Genomic DNA, 18,087 nt, shown 5'->3' on the forward strand with positions numbered 1-18,087 from the left:
TTTCTTTTATAGATAAAAATATTTCTTTCAGTTGATTAGAAAATCACCTTACTCAGTGGGCAACAATCTCTTGTGCAATTTCATGCCCCGTCATATCTGCTGGGTAATAGGTTGGCCAATTTTCCATTTCTTCCAATAGTTTTTCTTGACTCTCTCCACCAAAGTAGATATGGAAATGTCCTGAATCTTGTGGGGAAATAGCATGGTCACTAAATTGAACGTATTTGAACTGACCAGCATTTTTGTCAGTTGCTTCAAATAAATAGCGAACACCACGATTACCTTTTTTATAAGTTAAAATTTCATAACCCACATACTTATAAGTGTACTGATAGGTTTTTCCATTTTGTGTAAAGGTCATTGTATTTTTTTTACCGTCAATCGTAATGTTGCTGACATCCGTCTTATAACCTGTCGTATAGTAAGCTTTGTACTCTTCTGCAGTCATATCTTTTTTAGACTTAGCCTTATAATCCCAGACAGGATCAAGTGTACCGTCTTCTAGATAAGGATAAACCGATTGCCACTCACCTGACCAATCTGCCAAGGTGCGTTTTTTAACATCCTTATCTTCAAAATACCCGTTATAAACGGTCTTACTGGTATCTTCTTCTGATTGTATTTCTTTACCTGACACATTGGTCGTTAATTGCAAGTTCTTTAAGTTTTGGCGCATGATTGAGAAATAATCTTCTCCTGCCTTCATTTGTTGACTTGTTAAACTTTCAAGCGGATTTAATACTGCTGTTTTAACCCCCGCAGCACTAGCCAAGGTATCTGCAACTTTTTTAGAAGCATTCTCTTCAAAATAAATATATTTAATATCATATTCTTTGATATATTTTGTCAAAGTCGCCAAACGTTTCGCTGAGGGTTCTGACTCAGCTGAAACACCTGTAATGGAAATCTGATTTAGACCATAATCAAGAGCCAAGTAGCCAAAGGCAGCATGCTGAGTAACAAATGAGGTTTGTTTAGCTTTAGATAAGGCCTTGTCGTACTCTTGATCTAAGGCTTCTAATTTCTTGATGTAGGCTGCTGCATTTTCTTTAAATTCATCTGCTTTTTCTGGAAAAGCCTTTGTTAAATCATCACGAATATTTTCTACAAGTTCAATCGAACGCTCTGGAGATAACCAAAGATGCGGATCATACTCATGAGTGTGACCATCTCCTTCTTCATGATCATGCTCTTCTTCCGCAATACCTGGTGCTAAAATCATATCACCTGTGGCTTCAATAATAGTCGTATTCTTACTATCAATGGATTTTTTTACCTTGGATACCCAAGTCTCCATACTATCATCATCATAGACAAATGCATCTGATTCTTGAATTTTAGCAATGTCTTTGGTGGATGGTTGGAAATCATGCACCTCTGTTCCTGCCTTAATAAGCAAATCGACATTTCCCTCATCACCAACAATGTTCTTTGTAAATTCATACATTGGATAGAAAGTTGTCACCACATCGACTTTATCATCTGCTTGAACAGTTTGAGCCGGACTCACTGCTGTCCCTAAAGCCAATGCAGATGCTAACCCTAGACCAAGTAACCATTTCTTTTTCATGAAACCCCTCTTTTCTTAACTGGTTAATCTTTTTGTTTACTGGTTAAGTATATCACATCGAACAGATTTTGCAAGCTTTTTTTGAAAAATTTTTCAAAAAAAGTCGAAACCTTATCAGTTTCGACTCAGACTGAAGACAAACATCTCGATTGATGTTTGTCTTTTTCTGTTTATTGGTCTGATAGTCCGTCTTTTTGCCAGCATAGTAGTTATTTGTGCAAAATAAAAAGGCTTCCCTGCCCTCATTCTTACCAATTTCTTTAGATTTAAACACGCCAAAGTCAGTCCAACTTTATCTTCCATTTTGGACTTGCCTTTCTCTCTTGTATAACGAAGATTGTGGTACTCTTTGGCCGTCCCAAAGAGACGTTCAATAGTTTCTTTCCGTTTCTGATAGAGCTCCTTCATACCTTTCCTGTGCCGAATCTCTTCACAGATTTCTAAAGCCTCTTTCCAAATGTGTCGAGTTACCACTTTCTGCTTGTTCTTGCTTTCTGTACAAATTGATAGAAGTGGACAAGTAGCACAGATAGCTGGATCACTCTTATATTCCCGATAACCTTCCCTGATTGTAGTGCGATAGGTTAAGACCTGATTCTCAGGACAGATATAACAGTCATAGTATTCATCGTAAACAAAATCCTTCGAGCGCAGTTTTCCCTTCTTCCCTTTCGGACGAGTGTAAGGAAAAACAGGAGTAATCTCTTGTTCCAGAAGGAAGTGAGCGATACTAGGGGTCTTATAGCCAGAATCGGCAATGAGAAAGCTAGGTTGAAAGGGCTGGAGCTTGGCGAAGAGTGCAGGAAAGGCCTGACTGTCATGGACATTGCCAGCCTCAAGGCTATAAGCCAGAGCCCAACCATACTTGTCACAAGCCACCTGAGCTGTGTAGGCAAATACTTCTTCGCTTTCTCATTTTGTAGGCTCAGGCTGAAAAGGTTCCCCGAACCTTTTCACTGGTCCCCTTTATGAAACAAACCACTTTCTGGGTCGGTTGTAGAAATTTTCTTAGCGACGGGCCCCTCCTCTTTTGCGGGCCCTAGCGGCTTTTTTGCATGCTTTTCTCTATCCCTGTTAATTTCAATCTCTAGCTGGTCACTCATAAACTTGGCTTGCTTTTCAATTTCACGATTGATGAATTTACGATTATTCGCCGCAGCCTTGATATGGGTACCGTCAATGAAAATTTCTGTTGGATCTATGAAGCCTGCATTGACGCAGAGACCTAAGATATGGGTGAAAATGCCTTCAATAACCTGTCTATCTTGGAAACGACGGACATAATTCTTTCCGTAGGTAGTGAAATGAGGCACCTTATCATCCAGTCGAAGACCAAGAAACCAACGGTAGGCAGTGTTTACTTCAATTTCCTTAATGGTTTGACGCATGGAGCGAATACCGAAGAGACACTGAAGGATTGGAATTTTAATGAGCAGAACAGGGTCAAGACTAGGACGCCCTGTTTCATCGCTATAGCTATCTGCGACTAAGTCATAGATAAAGGAAAAGTCAATAGCTTCCTCTATTTGACGAAGGAGATGATTTTGAGGAACAAGGTCATCTAAACTGTAGAAACCAAATTGACCGCGATTGTAGTCTGGGTTTTCTTTGTGTAACATAGCGATTCTCCCTCTACTTATTAACTGGATTCCTATCTCTATTATATTACTTTACGCATGAAAAAGCCGTTAGAATTAAAATTCTAACGACTTTGTCTTCATTCTGAGTCGAAACCTTATCAGTTTCGACTTTTTAGTCTGATTAAACACTTTTATATTTGACTTTATGCTATCAAATTTTTTAGTCACTAACCTCATATCGATTGGTCATCAAATTACTAGCATCCAATAAAATTTTAGCTAAGAGCTGATTAGTCTTAGATTCAATCTGATCACTTAATTGTTGATTCTCTTTTTCAAAATCAACTACTACACCTTGAGCCATTTTTTTATCAACTTGATGAATCATAGCTTGACCTAGCGCCATGGTTTCTTGGATATAATCCTCAATAATGCCCTCGTGCTTTTTAAAATGCGCATCTGCTAGACCTGCAATTAGGCGATTTGCCCAATAAAAACTATCCGTTGATACTTGTGCACCTGTATTCGAGAAGTACGTTGGTGTTGTTGCTACCTGTGTAAAGAAGGGAACGTTGGTGGCAAAAGGCATCGAACCAAAGGAAATCCACTGAATCCCCGTTGTTTCTTTAGGACAATCTGGACGAAGTTGTAAAATCGCTGTATGGCTGGTACGATTGATTCCAATAGGACGAAACGATCTTTGTGTGACACTTGATCCTTCTGGACCATAAGGGTCATACACCGTGTCTTGATAGTGACCACTTAAGACATACTTAATATCTTCAACTGTAATCTTACGATAGGGCTTTTGGCTCCAAGGGATAAAGAAACTTTGTGGATCTTGTTCTAGTCTAGGATTAAAGAATTTTTGGATAAACCAAGTACGAGGGGTGTTATAGTGACGATCTTTATCTCTTTGGCTACCAAATGCATAACGTGGGTTAAAATGTTCATTAGAGTAATTTAATTCCAAGTGATAGTCTTCAATAAAGTCTTTTAAATCACTCGAACACATATAATCATCTGTATTATTAAACTCAAAATGATCCAACCCTAATTGATTAGCAACCACCACATAAGTATCATCTGGCACACGTCTAGCAAGCCAGTGGTGACCACCAACTGTTTCCATCCACCAAATTTCATCCAAATCAGCAAATGCGATACCATTTGATTCATAAGTCCCATAAGCCTCTAGAAGTTCTCCTAAACGCTTAACACCCTCACGCGCAGACTTGATATAAGGTAATACCAAAGTTAAAATATCTTCCTCACCAATCCCTGTTTCAACTAAAGGATCTGCACCGAGTACACGGCTGTTAGTGGTTAAGGTTTCTGTAGCACTCATGGCAACATTAACTTCATTAATACCTGCTTGCCCCCAAATCCCTTCTTCACCTAGCGCATCAGGAACTGAGCTATAGGCCAAGGGATTATCGGGTAAGGTGATAGAAAACCGAGATAAAACAGACTGGTAATCCCGTGGCTGATCATTAGGTAAAACCATTTTAAATGCTTTAGGGGTAAAAACACCATTTTGTGAATCTTCTGTTCGAGCGATAAGAGTTGAGCCATCATAGCTTGCTTTTTTTCCAACTAAAATCGTGGTACACATCATTTTCTCCTTATAGTTCTTCTGCTATTTTATTAATCTTTCTTAAACGATGATTAACACCACTCTTGGTAAGAGGGGTATCTAAGCTATCCGCCAGCTGTTGAATAGAATAATCTGGATGAGCAATCCTAACCTGTGCAACTTGACGAAGTTCAACAGGAAGAGCATCCAATCCTACAGTGTCCATTATTTTGATAATATTATTAATCGTTTTCATACTAGCTGTAATAGTTTTAGCAATATTGGCTGTCTCTGCATTATTTGCACGATTAAGATCATTTCTCGTTTCCCGCAAAATTTTGACCTGTTCAAATTCTGACATAGCTTCCATTGCACCGATAACAATCAAAAAATCCATGATATCTTCAGCTTTTTGTAAATAGGTTATCGCACCTTTTTTTCGCTCAATCACCTTAGCATCTAACATAAATTTTTTCATCAAATTCGCCAAATCTTCCGCATGGTCTAAATAAACTGAAAAAATCTCTAATTGGTATTTACCAGTCTCTGGGTCTCTGACGCTACCATTGGACAAAAATGCTCCTCGTAAATAGGCTCGCCCTTTTTCATCGTCATTTAAAATCTCAGGCTCAATACCTGTTTCAATGCCAAAGAATGAATCGGCTAATTTCAAATCAGCTAAAATGGCCTCAACATTTTCCTCTAAAAAAACTGTATAAACACGATTTTTTCTAAGATTGGTCTTTTGATGGTATTTAATTTCTGCCTGTGTGTGATAAAACCTCTCTAGTAAGGCATAGAGATGGCGAGCTATTTTTGCATTCTCACTTGTAATAGAAAGCGTTAAGCCTGAACCTGATAATCCTAAACTTCCAGACATCTTAATCATGGCAGAAAGCTCACTTTTATCCTGATGAACCAGTTGCAGTAGCTCTTCTTTTACTTTGATGGTAAAAGTCATTTTCTCACCTGAATAATCCGAAGCAACTCCTCAACCACCAAGTCTCCGTGATGGAAAGCTCCGCCTTTTTCTAAACGTAAAAAATTTGAGGACACCACGCGAGGAACTTCTTTTCTTAGTCCTTGAAAATCGTGTTCAACCTGTACAAGATACTCATCAAAACGATTAGAATCCATGTAAGCCTGCGGAACTTTTTCAATATTGACTAAAACTGTATCAATAAATGGTTGTCCTAAGTGTTCATGTAAGACGCGAACATGATCTGCATCTGTAAAATGCTCAGTTTCACCGTATTGTGTCATAATATTGCAGACATAAGCAACTTCTGCTTGGGTTTTTAACAAGGCCTGCCCAATTTCTTTAATCACAAGATTAGGTAAAATCGAGGTAAATAAAGAGCCAGGTCCTAACACAATCATGTCACTTTCCATAATCGCCTCAACTACCTTACGACTAGCAGTAGGCTCATCATCGTTATAGGAATTTGTCACAAAAACATGATCATTCATCCCCTTATAATTAGCAATATGGCTCTCTCCGACCACTTCATGACCATCTTTGAAAATCGCATGGAGGGTCAAAGGATTTTCACTGGAGGGATAGATTTTACCTGTTGTATGAAAAAACTTAGTCAAAATCTGCATGGCGTTATAAGTTGAGCCCTGCATTTCTGAAATACCTGCAATAATGAGATTTCCCAAAGGATGACCAGATAAAGCGCCATCATTTTCAGCGAAACGATACTGAAAGATTTTCTCATAAAATTTAGGCATGTCGCTCATGGCTACTAACACATTTCTCAAATCACCTGGTGGGGTTAATTGCATCGCACTACGCAGTTCACCCGAACTCCCTCCATCATCAGCTACTGTGACAATAGCGGTCAAATCCACATCAAAATGGCGAAGGCTATTAAGAATGACAGGAATACCTGTTCCGCCACCTATTATTGTTATCTTAGGTTTTCTCATGAACGATTCACCGTTTCCTTACGTCTATCCTTATCACGATGACTTTCATTAACATGCCAATCTTTAGATAAATCATTTGCTAAGCGTCTGGCAAAAGCAACACTGCGATGTTGTCCTCCTGTACATCCAATTGCAATGGTCAGTACTGATTTTCCTTCTTTTTGATAGCCAGGCAATATCGGCTGCAACAAGCCTTTTAAGTTTTGATAGAAATCTTCTGATTCTGGGTGATTCATAACATAGTCCGATACTTCTTGATCGAGTCCTGTTTTTTCACGAAGCTCTACTTGGTAATAAGGGTTAGGTAGAAAACGCACATCAAATACAAGGTCTGCATCTAGAGGTAGACCGTATTTAAAGCCAAAGCTCATCACTTCTATACGAAATTGATTCACTTGCTCTTTAGCAGAAAACTGCTCAGTAATGGCTTTTCTTAGATGACGTGGGGTCAATTCTGTTGTATCCACAACATTTTGACTCATGCTTTTCAAAGGAGCTAGTAATTCCCGTTCCAACTCAATGCCATCCAAGACACGTCCATCTGCGGCTAAAGGGTGGCTACGGCGCGTTTCTTTATAACGTGACACCAATTCACCATCTGTTGCATCCAAAAAGAGAATTTTAAAGTTGATGTTATCATTACTTTCAATTTTATCTAAAATACTATTGATTTCTGAAAAAAATTGACGACTGCGCATATCCACAACCAAGGCAACCTTATCATAGTCACTGCCATGCTCAATTAAGTCTAAAAATTTCGGTACGAGCGCTGGTGGCATATTGTCTATTGTAAAATAACCTAAATCCTCAAATGACTGGATAGCCACAGTTTTTCCTGCTCCACTCATTCCAGTGACAATCACAAGATTGATTTGATGTTCAGACATTGAAACTTCCCCTCTTCTATCTTTTAATCTACTATTGCCATTATAACATATTCCTAACCTGAAACCTATGTCATAAAAACAATAAAAAGGAGATTTCTCTCCTTTTAACCTAGATAAGCAATCACTTCAATCTCTACCTTGACATCCTTAGGTAATCTTGCCACCTCTACTGCTGATCGTGCTGGAAAATCAGCTTTAAAAGCTGTCTGATAGACACTATTAAACGCAACAAAATCATTCATGTCACTTAAGAAACAGGTTGTCTTGACCACATGATCAAAATCTGTTCCCGCCTCCTCTAAAATAGCTGAGATATTTTTTAAAACCTGTTTGGTTTGTTCCTCAATTGTTTCACCGATAATCTCGCCTGTTTCTGGAGAGAGAGGAACTTGTCCAGAAGCAAATAGCAAGTTACCTGCCACTTTCGCTTGAACATAAGGGCCAATTGCTTTTGGGGCCTGATCTGTATGAATTGTCTTAACCATATCATTCTCCTTAACTTTAATAGCTTTATTTTAACAAAATCGTCAGAAAATTTCCACGATTTAGCGAACGAATCTCATCTTTACAGATGAATGATTTAATAGTAAAATATATCTATGCAAATAAATTAGGACAATGATCCTAGACTGGTTCGAAAACTTCCCAGAATAAAAAACTAAGTCGCATCATTATTTTGATTAAACTAGTTTTTGTGGAGTATTGGGTTTTACCCGCTCCATTTCTTTTTGCTGTACTGGGAGAGAGAATGAACCTTATTTAAACTGTTCATTCTCTCTTTTTATTATCCCTAATTTTATCTTAGAAAGGTTAAATATGACGAAACAACACGTTATTATCGACTGTGATCCAGGTATTGATGACGCTCTTGCCCTCATCTACGCCCTCAAACACCCTAATTTAGAAGTTGTTGCCATTACCATTGTATGCGGAAATGTTCCTAGTCAGCTTGGATTTGAAAATTGTGCCCTCATCTTAGAACTTGTCAATAGACTAGACATTCCCATCTATATAGGCGCAGAAACTCCTCTGAAACGCCCCTTTATCTCTGCTCAAGACACACATGGTATGGATGGTTTAGGTGAAACTTTTTTAAAACGAAACTGTAATAAAAGACCTGAGACCACCAAGGCAGATGACTATCTAGCAGATTACTTTAAGCAAAAACAAGATACCGCCATTCTAGCTTTAGGTCCACTGACTAATATCGCTTTAGCCTTAGAAAAAAATAAGGATTTAGGCGAAAACTGCTCTCGCTTTATCAGCATGGGAGGTAACTTTAAATCAAATGGCAATTGCTCTCCTGTGGCAGAATACAACTATTGGTGCGATCCTCATGCAGCAAACTTTGTTTTCAAGCACCTTAAAAGATGCGTTGAAATGGTAGGTCTTGATGTCACCCGAAAAATTGTTCTTAGCCCAAATCATCTAGAGTACTTAAAAAAGTTTCCTTCTGAACTAACTTCCTTTATTGAAAAAATCACTCGCTTTTACTTCGACTTTCATTGGAAGTATGAACATCTCTTAGGTTGTGTCATCAATGATCCACTGGCGCTAGCTTATCTTATTGATCCCAATATTTGTCATGGTTTTACCAGCTACACTGATATTGTCACAGATGGTATCGCACTGGGACAAAGTATTGTTGATGCTCAGCATTTTTATCAAAAAGACAGCAATAGTAAAATCTTAACAGAGGTTGATACCCTTAGATTTTGGCAAGATTTTTTGACCACAATCTTAGACCAACCAAAAGAGGTCATCTCACAGGACATTTTACAGTTTAATCTCGGAGGTTTCTATGAAAACTAGACAAAAAACTCATCTTATTATCTTTATCGCCCTTGCAATTGCCCTTAACTATGTCGGCAGCAACATTGCTCTCTTTTTAAAACTTCCTATCTATCTTGACATGGTTGGGAGTCTTCTTATCGCTCTATTATTTGGACCATGGCTTGGAGCTTTAACAGCTATTTTAAGTGCCCTATTAAGTTGGCTGACAACAGATATCTTTGCCATTTACTATGCTCCCGTTGCAATTGTGACCGTTTTTCTAGCTGGCTTTATGTTTAGAAAAAAAGCAGAGCTCAAACGATTGGCGATCCTAACCATCCCACTCTCTCTAATTGGAACACTTATTTCTGCCAGTATAACTGTCGTCCTTTTTAAAGGCATCACCTCAAGTGGCTCCAGTCTTCTAGCTCAAATCTTTCATGCTATGGGGATGAATCTAACAACTAGCTTAATCATGGTCCAAATCCTAACCGATTATCTCGATCGCCTAGTCAGTTTAACGCTTGTATTTGTTCTCATCAAACAACTCAAAGATCAACTCAGCTTCCAACTGTTAAAAGAAAAATAACTCGCAACCGCCTTAGAAACTAGTCTTTCTAAGGTTTTTTTATATAAAAATCCCCCTCTTGTAAAACCTAGACGACCTAGTTACTGATGAGGGGGATGTTATTTTCTTATATTGTCATTTAGTTTTTCTTTTATTACTGCATTAACTGGCCTTATCTAACTCCAGTTAGGCCTACGGCTCATTTCTGGTGCTAAAAGTAAACTAAAAGACGATAAATAATCCATTAGCTCAAGCTAATCTGTAATTTTAATAAAGGGTTTACCTTTATGTGCTGTATCATCTTTATCTGTACTTGCTTCTGAAAAAATACGACTGACAGGATACCACTCTGTTTTTCCTGTATAAGGATCTGATACAAGAGTTTGACCATTTTGGTAGCCTTTTAAAACAATTTCATGAGACCCTGTTGCCACAAACTTATTATATTGAACAGCTGCAACAACATAATGCCCTTCTTTTAGAGCATCCTCTAAAGCTGACTGGCTGTTTAATACGGTTGTATTTAAGCCCCAATTTTTACTTGCTTCAAAAATTCCAAGACTAGACGTTCCTATAAAGTATTTGTTGAAATGATTGGTCTGATGATATAGGTAATTAGCAACCGTAGTTGGTTTGATATCCTGGTTAGTCAGAGATGAGAAAACCATTGATAAGGCAGTTGGCACGCAACCAGCTGTTGCCAAGTTAAACAAACCATATTGAAGACCTCCCCAACGTCCATCTCGTTGGCTATAGACAGGCATTTCATAACGATTTCGTTCAACATATTGTGTACTTGATGCTAAAAACTGCATTTTACCGTCTAGTTTTTGATAGACATGAATCATATAATTTCCAGCATCTGCATACTGCTTACTATCAAATGTTGCTTCATAAGTTGTTGGGCTAACTGCTTTTGCACCATACCATTTCAAGTCGTCTTGTCCATTTTTTTCAGACCAAACTGCAAAGACCACTTCTCCCTTAGTGACCACATGGTTAATTGTCACACCATAGACACCTGTTCCTTTATAGGTTGTCGAAACCTGTACTTTGGCTTTTGGCACTTGGAGGTTATACTGACCTAGGTTAAATCCTTTTGTAGAGCCATCTTGATAATCAATATAGGTATGAATCGTGTAGTTTCCATCAATATACTTATGATTGACTGTATCAACAGTAATCTGAACCTGCCCATTTTTTGACTCAGTTGCAGTGTACCATTTTAAGTTAGATTGATTACTTTCAGACCAAGCTGCGACACGAACAAGTTTAACCGATGAAGCTTCTGTACCCGCATCTACGACAACAGTTACTTTTCCATTTTCTTTCTGGTAGTCGCTTGTGCTGACTTTAACCGTAGATGTCGTTGCCATGGTCTCTTTTGGTTTTGGTGTCGGAACCGTATAAGTGCTTGCAGCTAAACCAACTAACTGACTACGACCAATTTCTTGTCCATAAAAATGAACGTGGTACTGACCGGTTTCAGATTTATGATTTTTAGTGTCAACTGTTACCTGATAAGTTCCACTAGCTTGTTTGCTCGCTGTGTACCAAACCAAGTCATCTTGACCGTTCTGATTTGTCCATACAGGAACCTTAACTGAAGAGATGGTACTTGGAACATTAGTGATTGTCGCAACAAAAGCTGTTTCACCTTTTGCCACAACTGACACACTTGGTTGTTTAACAGTGTCTGCTTGAGAAGGTGTGACAGTGTAAGTTGCCGTGGTCAAACCTTGTAACTGAAGACTACCTGATGCTTGACCATAAGCATGAATGTGATACTGACCAGTTTCTGACTTATGATTTTTAGTGTCAACTGTTACTCGATAAGTTCCACTAGCTTGTTTGTTCGCGGTGTACCAAACCAAATCATCCTGACCATTCTGATTTGTCCATACAGGAACCTTAACCGAAGAGATGGTGCTTGGAACATTAGAAATGGTGACATCAAAAACAGAAACGCTTTTAGAGGATACGGTAATGGCAGGTTTAGCTGGGGCAACAACTGTCAGTTCAGTCGCATTTAAGCCCACCATGCGACCACTACGATCAGCATAAGTGTGGATATTGTACTTACCATAATCGCGATGATTTTTCAATTCCACATAGGCTGCACCTAACTTGTCTGCCGTGTACCACTTAAGGTCATCCTGACCTTTAAGATCTGACCAGACTGCAATCTTAATCACTTCATCGGAACTGATCGGACGGTTGTACTGAATAGTCAAGGCTTGATCTTTTTGCGCCACACTAGTCACTGGAAGATTAGTCACATCTGCCGCATAACCTTGCACCAAAGCGATAGCCGGTGACTCACTCGTCAAACTGGTCGTACTAGCAGTCGCACTAAGGCTAGAAACTGCATTTTCTGAACTGGCTGTCACTGGCGTAGAACTTACCGAACTAGTCTCAGAAGAAAGACGACTTGTTTGAGAAGCACTGGTTAAACTCGCTGTTTCAGAAGAGGCTGTGCTTGAAGTCACTTCTGAGCTAACATTAGAGAAAATCTCCGTACTCGTCTCACTACTTTCTTGCTGAGTTGAAACAGTAGCCTGAGACTCTGAAGAGGCTGTAGTTAAAGCATTAGTTTCTAGTGCACCTTTTACCTCAGCTATACTACTTTGAGTTAAACTCACCTCTGGCTGACTAGACTCGGTGGTCACCAATTCTTCTGCCTGAGCTTGAATGCCTCCCACAAAAGCTAAAACCATGGGAATGGTCAGAAACGCTTTACTGGCTAAATGTTTTTTTCCGTATCCTTTCATCATTTCTCCTAACTAAACATTTCATTTATCATTTTATTTTTTGATGTCAAAGTAAACACTATTCAAAGCTAAAACAGTCGGGTTGACTAAACCGAGACGACCATCCGCATTTGTCATAATGGAAACAATATAATTACCTTTTGGAGTATAGACGATTCCTGCATCATTAGCTGCACGATAGCCAGGATAACCAATCCAACCTGCTTTAGATTGTGTTTTATAAGATGAACCTAGGACAGATTTTATAGGTGATAGATTTGGGTTTTCAAACCAGGTTCCAACTTGTTTTCCATAGTTACTTGTTGTAAAGAACTGATAATTTCTTTGCCATAATGCAAAAAGCTCTTGAGCTGTCAAATAAGGATAGAGTGGAGTTACCACATTTGTTGCCACACCAGCTTCTCTTGCCCAGTTATATAAAGCAGATGGTCCATAAGTATCACGTAAATACTTGTAACCTTCATTACTTGAAGTTCTTAGCACATCTAAAATAGTACTACCTGATTTTTGGAAGGCTGAGCTATTATTGGCTACCAAGCTCGCAACAAAAGGTCCTTTAATGGTTGATGCAGAATAAAACTTGCTATTTTGGTTATAAGCAATTCCTTTATTGGTGTCTGCATCTACCAACTTAAATCCAATATTATAACCTTGATTTTCTAAAGTAGTAATGGTATTCGCTAGACTTTGTAAAACGGCATAGGTTGGATTATATTTCCCAAAAATGGTGAACGTTTTATTCGCAACTGTGAACTGTTTTTCTGATTGACTTTCTAAAGAGAGGGTTACGCTGGTTGAGGCAACCCCTTCTAGAGCACCTTGATTGTTTTTATAGTAAAGGTGGGCTAAGTATTTTCCATCAGTATATTTATGGTTACTTGCAAAGACTGTAACTTTATAGGTTCCGTTAGTTTGGGCTTGTGCTTGGTACCATTTGATATCATCTTGTCCATTTTGTTCAGACCAAACTGGTACCAAGACTTCTTTGATGCCTGCAGAAGCACCGACATTAGCAATCACTAGATCAAAAGTTCCTCTATAGTTATTCACATTTTCAACATGGATTGTCCCTTTGCTTTGTACACTTGGTACGGTGTAAGTTTCGGTCATCAGACCTTCCAATTTATCAGTGGCTTTATTTCGTCCATAAACATGAATATTATAAGAACCTGTTTGATATTGATGGTCCTTTAATTCGACCGTTACCGAAAAATCACTAGAAGTTAGTCGTTTAGCTTGATACCACTTAATATCATCTTGCCCATTTTTTTCTGACCACACTGGCACCATGACAGCAGAGATATCTGATGAAACATTAGAGATCGTAATATCAAAACCATTGTCTCCTTTAGCAGTAACTTTAAGAGCTGGTTTTGTTGTATCAGCTGGTTGAATAGAATCTGATGGGGTCGGTGTTGAATTATCTGTCACTTTATTGACAGCTGCATAGCGACGAACACCACTACGTGACATATAGCTAATCCACTCATAGCCCTCTGCTGTCAAAACTCGATCATAATTAACTTTTTGACCTGCTTCATAATAAACAACTTCTGGACTAGTAAGTTTAGGTTCACTTCTTACACTTGTCCGCTCTATAAAGACATAAGTCCCACTTGAAGGCAAGTTAGTTGTTGGTTGAGACGGACTCTCTGGTTGAGAAGGAGAAAGATTGTAACTAACTGCAGCTAAACCAACTAACTGACTACGACCACTTTCTTGTCCATAAAAATGAACATGATACTGACCGGTTTCAGATTTATGGTTTCTAGCTTCAACTGTTACTTGATAAGTTCCACTAGCTTGTTTGCTCGCGGTGTACCAAACCAAGTCATCTTGACCGTTCTGATTTGTCCAAACAGGAACTTTAACCGAAGAGATGGTGCTTGGAACATTAGTGATTGTCGCAACAAAAGCTGTTTCACCTTTGGCCACAACTGACACACTTGGTTGTTTAACAGTGTCTGCTTGAGAAGGTGTGACAGTGTAAGTTGCCGTAGTCAAACCTTGTAACTGAAGACTACCTGATGCTTGACCATAAGCATGAATGTGGTACTGACCAGTTTCCGATTTATGATTTTTAGTGTCAACCGTCACACGATAAGTCCCATTAGATTCCTTAGCAGCGGTGTACCAAACCAAATCATCCTGACCATTCTGATTTGTCCATACAGGAACTTTGACCGAAGAGATGGTGTTTGGAACATTAGAAATGGTGACGTCAAAAACAGAAACGCTTTTAGAAAATACGGTAATAGCAGGTTTAGCTGGAGCAACAACTGTCAGTTCAGTCGCATTTAAGCCCACCATGCGACCACTACGATCAGCATAAGTGTGGATATTATACTTACCATAATCGCGATGATTTTTTAATTCCACATAGGCTGCACCTAACTTGTCTGCCGTGTACCACTTAAGGTCATCCTGACCTTTAAGATCTGACCAAACTGCAATCTTAATCACTTCATCGGAACTGATCGGACGGTTGTACTGAATGGTCAAGGCTTGATCTTTTTGCGCCACACTAGTCACTGGAAGATTAGTCACATCTGCCGCATAACCTTGTACCAAAGAAAGCACCGCTGACTCACTCGTCAAACTGGTCGTGCTAGTAGTCGTACTAACGCTAGAAACTGCATTTTCTGAACTGGCTGTCACTGGCGTAGAACTTACCGAACTAGTCTCAGAAGAAAGACTGCTTGTTTGAGAAGCACTGGTTAAACTCGTTGTTTCAGAAGAGGCTGTGCTTGAAGTCACTTCTGAGCTAACATTAGAGGAAAGCTCTGTGCTAGTTTCACTACTTTCTTGCTGAGATATCACCGTAGCTTGAGACTCTGAAGAGGCTGTAGCTAAAGCATCAGCTTCTGGAGCACTTTTTACCTCAGCCGCACTACTTTGAGTTAAACTCACCTCTGGCTGAATAGACTCAGTGGTCACCAAGTCTTCTGCCTGAGCTTGAATCCCTCCTGCAAAAGCTAAAACCATAGGAATGGTCAGAAACGCTTTACTGGCTAGATGTTTTTTTCCGTATCCTTTCATTGTTTTCACCCTCTATCCCTTTCATAAGTAATCCAAAAAGATTGATAATGGTATTTTTAATATTACCGAATCATTAAAAATCATGCAATCTGTATGGTTTTTTGTCAGTTTTCGCTAATATTTTATGCATTCATTATAGCACATTTTCATGAAAAAGAAGAGGTGAATTGAAACAAAATATTTTTCTAGGTTTCACAATACTAAAAAATAAAAAGCCTTCATTAACGAAGACTTTTTATAACAAATCCAATAACATCTGATAAGACGGTACCTCATAAGTTGGATGTAAAGAGGAGGACGTTTGATTCTTTTTAGGGTTATACCAAACCGTATCAATCCCAAAATCATTCCCGCCTTTTATATCTGCACTCAAACTATCTCCAATCATCAAGGCTTCAGACTTGTTAAATCCTGAAATAGAGTTTGCGATATGATGATAAAATGCAACCTCTGGTTTTTGGCTACCTACTTCCTCTGAAATAAAGATTTTCTGAAAGAAGGGCTCTAGAGCTGATACTTTTAGACGGCCCTTTTGGATTGCAGCAATACCATTTGTAGCAGCATAGAGCTTGTAACCTCTATCTGTTAAATCGACCAACAATTCCCTAGCACCGTGATACAGCTGTCCTTGCTTTGAGAGATGATTTTGATAAGCCTTAGCTAAAGCCTTACCATCAACTTCACGACCAAAATGTGCAAATAATTTTGAAAACCGTGTATTCACTAACTCAGATTTTGCTATTTTTCCCTGTTCTAAATCTTGCCACATGCTTTGGTTCATCGGTTTATAGTAAGCCTTATAAGCCTCAATCGCCTCTACTTCTTGCTCTTTTAATAGCTCATCCAAGGCAAACTCTTCGGCAGCCTCAAAATCTAGCAAGGTATTGTCTAAGTCAAATAATAAAAATTTATAGCTCATGCTATCCTTTCTTCATTTAGAAAACTGTAAACTAGCTATCTCATCTATTCACTATCAGCTTATCTTTAAAATAGCAAGCAACCTGTGACAATAGACGGTTGCTTTCTTAATCTATCATTTGTTTATGGATGCAAACGGTGTAACATACGTGGGAATGGGATGGCTTCGCGGATGTGTTTTGTACCAGCAACAAAGGTTACCATACGCTCAATACCGATACCAAAACCACCGTGTGGGACAGAGCCGTATTTGCGAAGGTCAAGGTAAAACTCGTACTCTGATTTGTCCATGCCAAGCTCATCCATCTTAGCAACAAGGGCATCATAATCATCCTCACGCATAGAACCACCAATGATTTCACCGTAACCTTCAGGGGCTAAAAGGTCAGCACAAAGCACGCGCTCTGGATTACCAGGAACTGGTTTCATGTAGAAAGCTTTGAAACTTGCTGGGTAGTTGACCACAAAGGTTGGCACACCAAAGTAGTTTGAAATCCATGTTTCGTGTGGTGAGCCAAAGTCATCTCCATGCTCAAGATGCTCATAGTCTGTGTCTTCATCTGCTTCATGCTCTTGGAGAAGGCTAATGGCATCATCATAAGACACACGCTTAAATGGTTCTGCAATATAGCGTTTAAGAGCATCAACATCACGCTCAAGAGTTTCAAGTGCTTGTGGGGCACGGTCGATAACCCCTTGCATCAAGGCTTTGACATAAGCCTCTTGCAAATCAAGCGACTCCTCATGTGAGAGGAAGGAATACTCGGCATCCATCATCCAGAACTCTGTCAAGTGACGGCGAGTTTTAGATTTTTCCGCACGGAAAACAGGACCAAAGTCAAAGACACGACCAAGTGCCATAGCACCAGCTTCAAGATAAAGCTGACCTGATTGACTGAGATAGGCTGGGCTTCCGAAATAATCTGTTTCAAAAAGCTCTGTTGAATCTTCAGCAGCATTTCCAGAAAGGATTGGGCTATCAAACTTGATGAAACCATTTTTCTCGAAAAACTCGTAAGTGGCATAAATAATCGCATTACGAACTTGCTGAATGGCAACCTGCTTACGTGAACGCAACCAGAGATGACGATTGTCCATCAAGAAGTCTGTACCGTGTTCTTTTGGTGTGATAGGGTAATCAACAGATTCGCCAATCACTTCAAGATCAGTCACATCAAGTTCATAACCAAATTTTGAACGTTCGTCTTCTTTGACGATGCCAGTCACATAAACTGACGTTTCTTGGCTCAAACGTTTGATGGTATCAAACTTAGCAGCTCCTTCTTCTTCACCAAATTTTTCAATGAAATTTGGTTTAAAAGCAACTGCTTGGAAAAAAGCAGAGCCATCTCGGAGTTGAAGAAAGGCAATCTTACCTTTCCCAGATTTGTTGGCAACCCAAGCACCAATAGTCACTTCTTCTCCTACATGCTTAGGCACATCAATAATCGTTACTAATTTTCTAGACATTAA

12 protein-coding genes, 1 pseudogene and 1 riboswitch are annotated in these 18,087 nt (G+C 39.1%); of the genes and pseudogenes, 2 read left to right on the plus strand and 11 right to left on the minus strand.

The features are described from left to right. Positions 1 to 52: 52 nt before the first annotated feature. The 7 genes and pseudogenes from ACEE75_RS07600 to ACEE75_RS07630 all read right to left on the minus strand — a co-directional run bounded on the left by ACEE75_RS07600 (position 53) and on the right by ACEE75_RS07630 (position 8,030). Positions 53 to 1,570, minus strand: coding sequence for a zinc ABC transporter substrate-binding protein AdcA (locus tag ACEE75_RS07600; RefSeq protein ID WP_447574294.1), 1,518 nt, complete (start codon positions 1,568 to 1,570; stop codon positions 53 to 55). A 52-nt stretch (positions 1,571 to 1,622) separates the two neighbouring features. Next, positions 1,623 to 3,189: pseudogene (locus tag ACEE75_RS07605) on the minus strand (IS1182 family transposase). A gap of 181 nt (positions 3,190 to 3,370) precedes the next feature. Next, on the minus strand, positions 3,371 to 4,768 hold the full coding sequence (locus ACEE75_RS07610; RefSeq protein ID WP_447574726.1) for a C69 family dipeptidase: 1,398 nt from the start codon (positions 4,766 to 4,768) through the stop codon (positions 3,371 to 3,373). A 7-nt stretch (positions 4,769 to 4,775) separates the two neighbouring features. After that, the gene (gene whiA, locus ACEE75_RS07615) at positions 4,776 to 5,687 is read right to left on the minus strand and encodes a DNA-binding protein WhiA (RefSeq protein ID WP_354368338.1); all 912 of its coding nucleotides are present in this window, start codon (positions 5,685 to 5,687) and stop codon (positions 4,776 to 4,778) included. Next, positions 5,684 to 6,658: a YvcK family protein gene (locus tag ACEE75_RS07620; protein WP_447574728.1), complete on the minus strand. Its 975-nt coding sequence runs from the start codon at positions 6,656 to 6,658 to the stop codon at positions 5,684 to 5,686. Before ACEE75_RS07620 ends, whiA begins: the two co-directional genes overlap by 4 nt. Further along, the gene (rapZ, locus tag ACEE75_RS07625; RefSeq protein WP_447574729.1) at positions 6,655 to 7,545 is read right to left on the minus strand and encodes an RNase adapter RapZ; all 891 of its coding nucleotides are present in this window, start codon (positions 7,543 to 7,545) and stop codon (positions 6,655 to 6,657) included. Before rapZ ends, ACEE75_RS07620 begins: the two co-directional genes overlap by 4 nt. A 104-nt stretch (positions 7,546 to 7,649) precedes the next feature. Then, a complete protein-coding gene (locus ACEE75_RS07630) occupies positions 7,650 to 8,030 on the minus strand; it encodes a RidA family protein (protein WP_354368332.1) in 381 nt (126 codons plus the stop codon). 138 nt (positions 8,031 to 8,168) lie between these two features. Beyond that, a riboswitch (PreQ1 riboswitch) is annotated at positions 8,169 to 8,213 on the plus strand. A gap of 148 nt (positions 8,214 to 8,361) precedes the next feature. On the opposite strand from ACEE75_RS07630, the gene ACEE75_RS07635 reads away from it, so the two are divergent. After that, positions 8,362 to 9,357, plus strand: coding sequence for a nucleoside hydrolase (locus ACEE75_RS07635; RefSeq protein WP_447574731.1), 996 nt, complete (start codon positions 8,362 to 8,364; stop codon positions 9,355 to 9,357). After that, a complete protein-coding gene (locus ACEE75_RS07640) occupies positions 9,347 to 9,907 on the plus strand; it encodes an ECF transporter S component (RefSeq protein ID WP_447574733.1) in 561 nt (186 codons plus the stop codon). The genes ACEE75_RS07635 and ACEE75_RS07640 overlap by 11 nt, the downstream gene beginning before the upstream one ends. 233 nt (positions 9,908 to 10,140) lie before the next feature. On the opposite strand, the gene ACEE75_RS07645 is transcribed toward ACEE75_RS07640, so the two are convergent. From ACEE75_RS07645 to asnS, 4 genes are all read right to left on the minus strand, one after another. Beyond that, on the minus strand, positions 10,141 to 12,657 hold the full coding sequence (locus ACEE75_RS07645) for a GBS Bsp-like repeat-containing protein (RefSeq protein WP_449164847.1): 2,517 nt from the start codon (positions 12,655 to 12,657) through the stop codon (positions 10,141 to 10,143). A gap of 33 nt (positions 12,658 to 12,690) precedes the next feature. After that, positions 12,691 to 15,696: a GBS Bsp-like repeat-containing protein gene (locus ACEE75_RS07650; RefSeq protein ID WP_449164848.1), complete on the minus strand. Its 3,006-nt coding sequence runs from the start codon at positions 15,694 to 15,696 to the stop codon at positions 12,691 to 12,693. 235 nt (positions 15,697 to 15,931) lie between these two features. Next, positions 15,932 to 16,615, minus strand: a complete 684-nt coding sequence (locus ACEE75_RS07655) for a YjjG family noncanonical pyrimidine nucleotidase (RefSeq protein WP_447575319.1) — start codon at positions 16,613 to 16,615, stop codon at positions 15,932 to 15,934. A 122-nt stretch (positions 16,616 to 16,737) separates the two neighbouring features. Next, the gene (gene asnS, locus ACEE75_RS07660) at positions 16,738 to 18,084 is read right to left on the minus strand and encodes an asparagine--tRNA ligase (RefSeq protein ID WP_449164849.1); all 1,347 of its coding nucleotides are present in this window, start codon (positions 18,082 to 18,084) and stop codon (positions 16,738 to 16,740) included. Positions 18,085 to 18,087 lie beyond the last annotated feature (3 nt).

It is taken from the genome of Streptococcus sp. 11273D007BT (assembly GCF_053547195.1).

What these genes read in the sequence shown, in the direction of transcription:
- ACEE75_RS07600 (WP_447574294.1), bottom strand. Translation starts at nt 1,570, where the DNA reads ATGAAAAAGAAATGGTTACTTGGTCTAGGGTTAGCATCTGCATTGGCT.
- ACEE75_RS07610 (WP_447574726.1), bottom strand. Translation starts at nt 4,768, where the DNA reads ATGATGTGTACCACGATTTTAGTTGGAAAAAAAGCAAGCTATGATGGC.
- whiA (WP_354368338.1), bottom strand. Translation starts at nt 5,687, where the DNA reads ATGACTTTTACCATCAAAGTAAAAGAAGAGCTACTGCAACTGGTTCAT.
- ACEE75_RS07620 (WP_447574728.1), bottom strand. Translation starts at nt 6,658, where the DNA reads ATGAGAAAACCTAAGATAACAATAATAGGTGGCGGAACAGGTATTCCT.
- rapZ (WP_447574729.1), bottom strand. Translation starts at nt 7,545, where the DNA reads ATGTCTGAACATCAAATCAATCTTGTGATTGTCACTGGAATGAGTGGA.
- ACEE75_RS07630 (WP_354368332.1), bottom strand. Translation starts at nt 8,030, where the DNA reads ATGGTTAAGACAATTCATACAGATCAGGCCCCAAAAGCAATTGGCCCT.
- ACEE75_RS07635 (WP_447574731.1), top strand. Translation starts at nt 8,362, where the DNA reads ATGACGAAACAACACGTTATTATCGACTGTGATCCAGGTATTGATGAC.
- ACEE75_RS07640 (WP_447574733.1), top strand. Translation starts at nt 9,347, where the DNA reads ATGAAAACTAGACAAAAAACTCATCTTATTATCTTTATCGCCCTTGCA.
- ACEE75_RS07645 (WP_449164847.1), bottom strand. Translation starts at nt 12,657, where the DNA reads ATGAAAGGATACGGAAAAAAACATTTAGCCAGTAAAGCGTTTCTGACC.
- ACEE75_RS07650 (WP_449164848.1), bottom strand. Translation starts at nt 15,696, where the DNA reads ATGAAAGGATACGGAAAAAAACATCTAGCCAGTAAAGCGTTTCTGACC.
- ACEE75_RS07655 (WP_447575319.1), bottom strand. Translation starts at nt 16,615, where the DNA reads ATGAGCTATAAATTTTTATTATTTGACTTAGACAATACCTTGCTAGAT.
- asnS (WP_449164849.1), bottom strand. Translation starts at nt 18,084, where the DNA reads ATGTCTAGAAAATTAGTAACGATTATTGATGTGCCTAAGCATGTAGGA.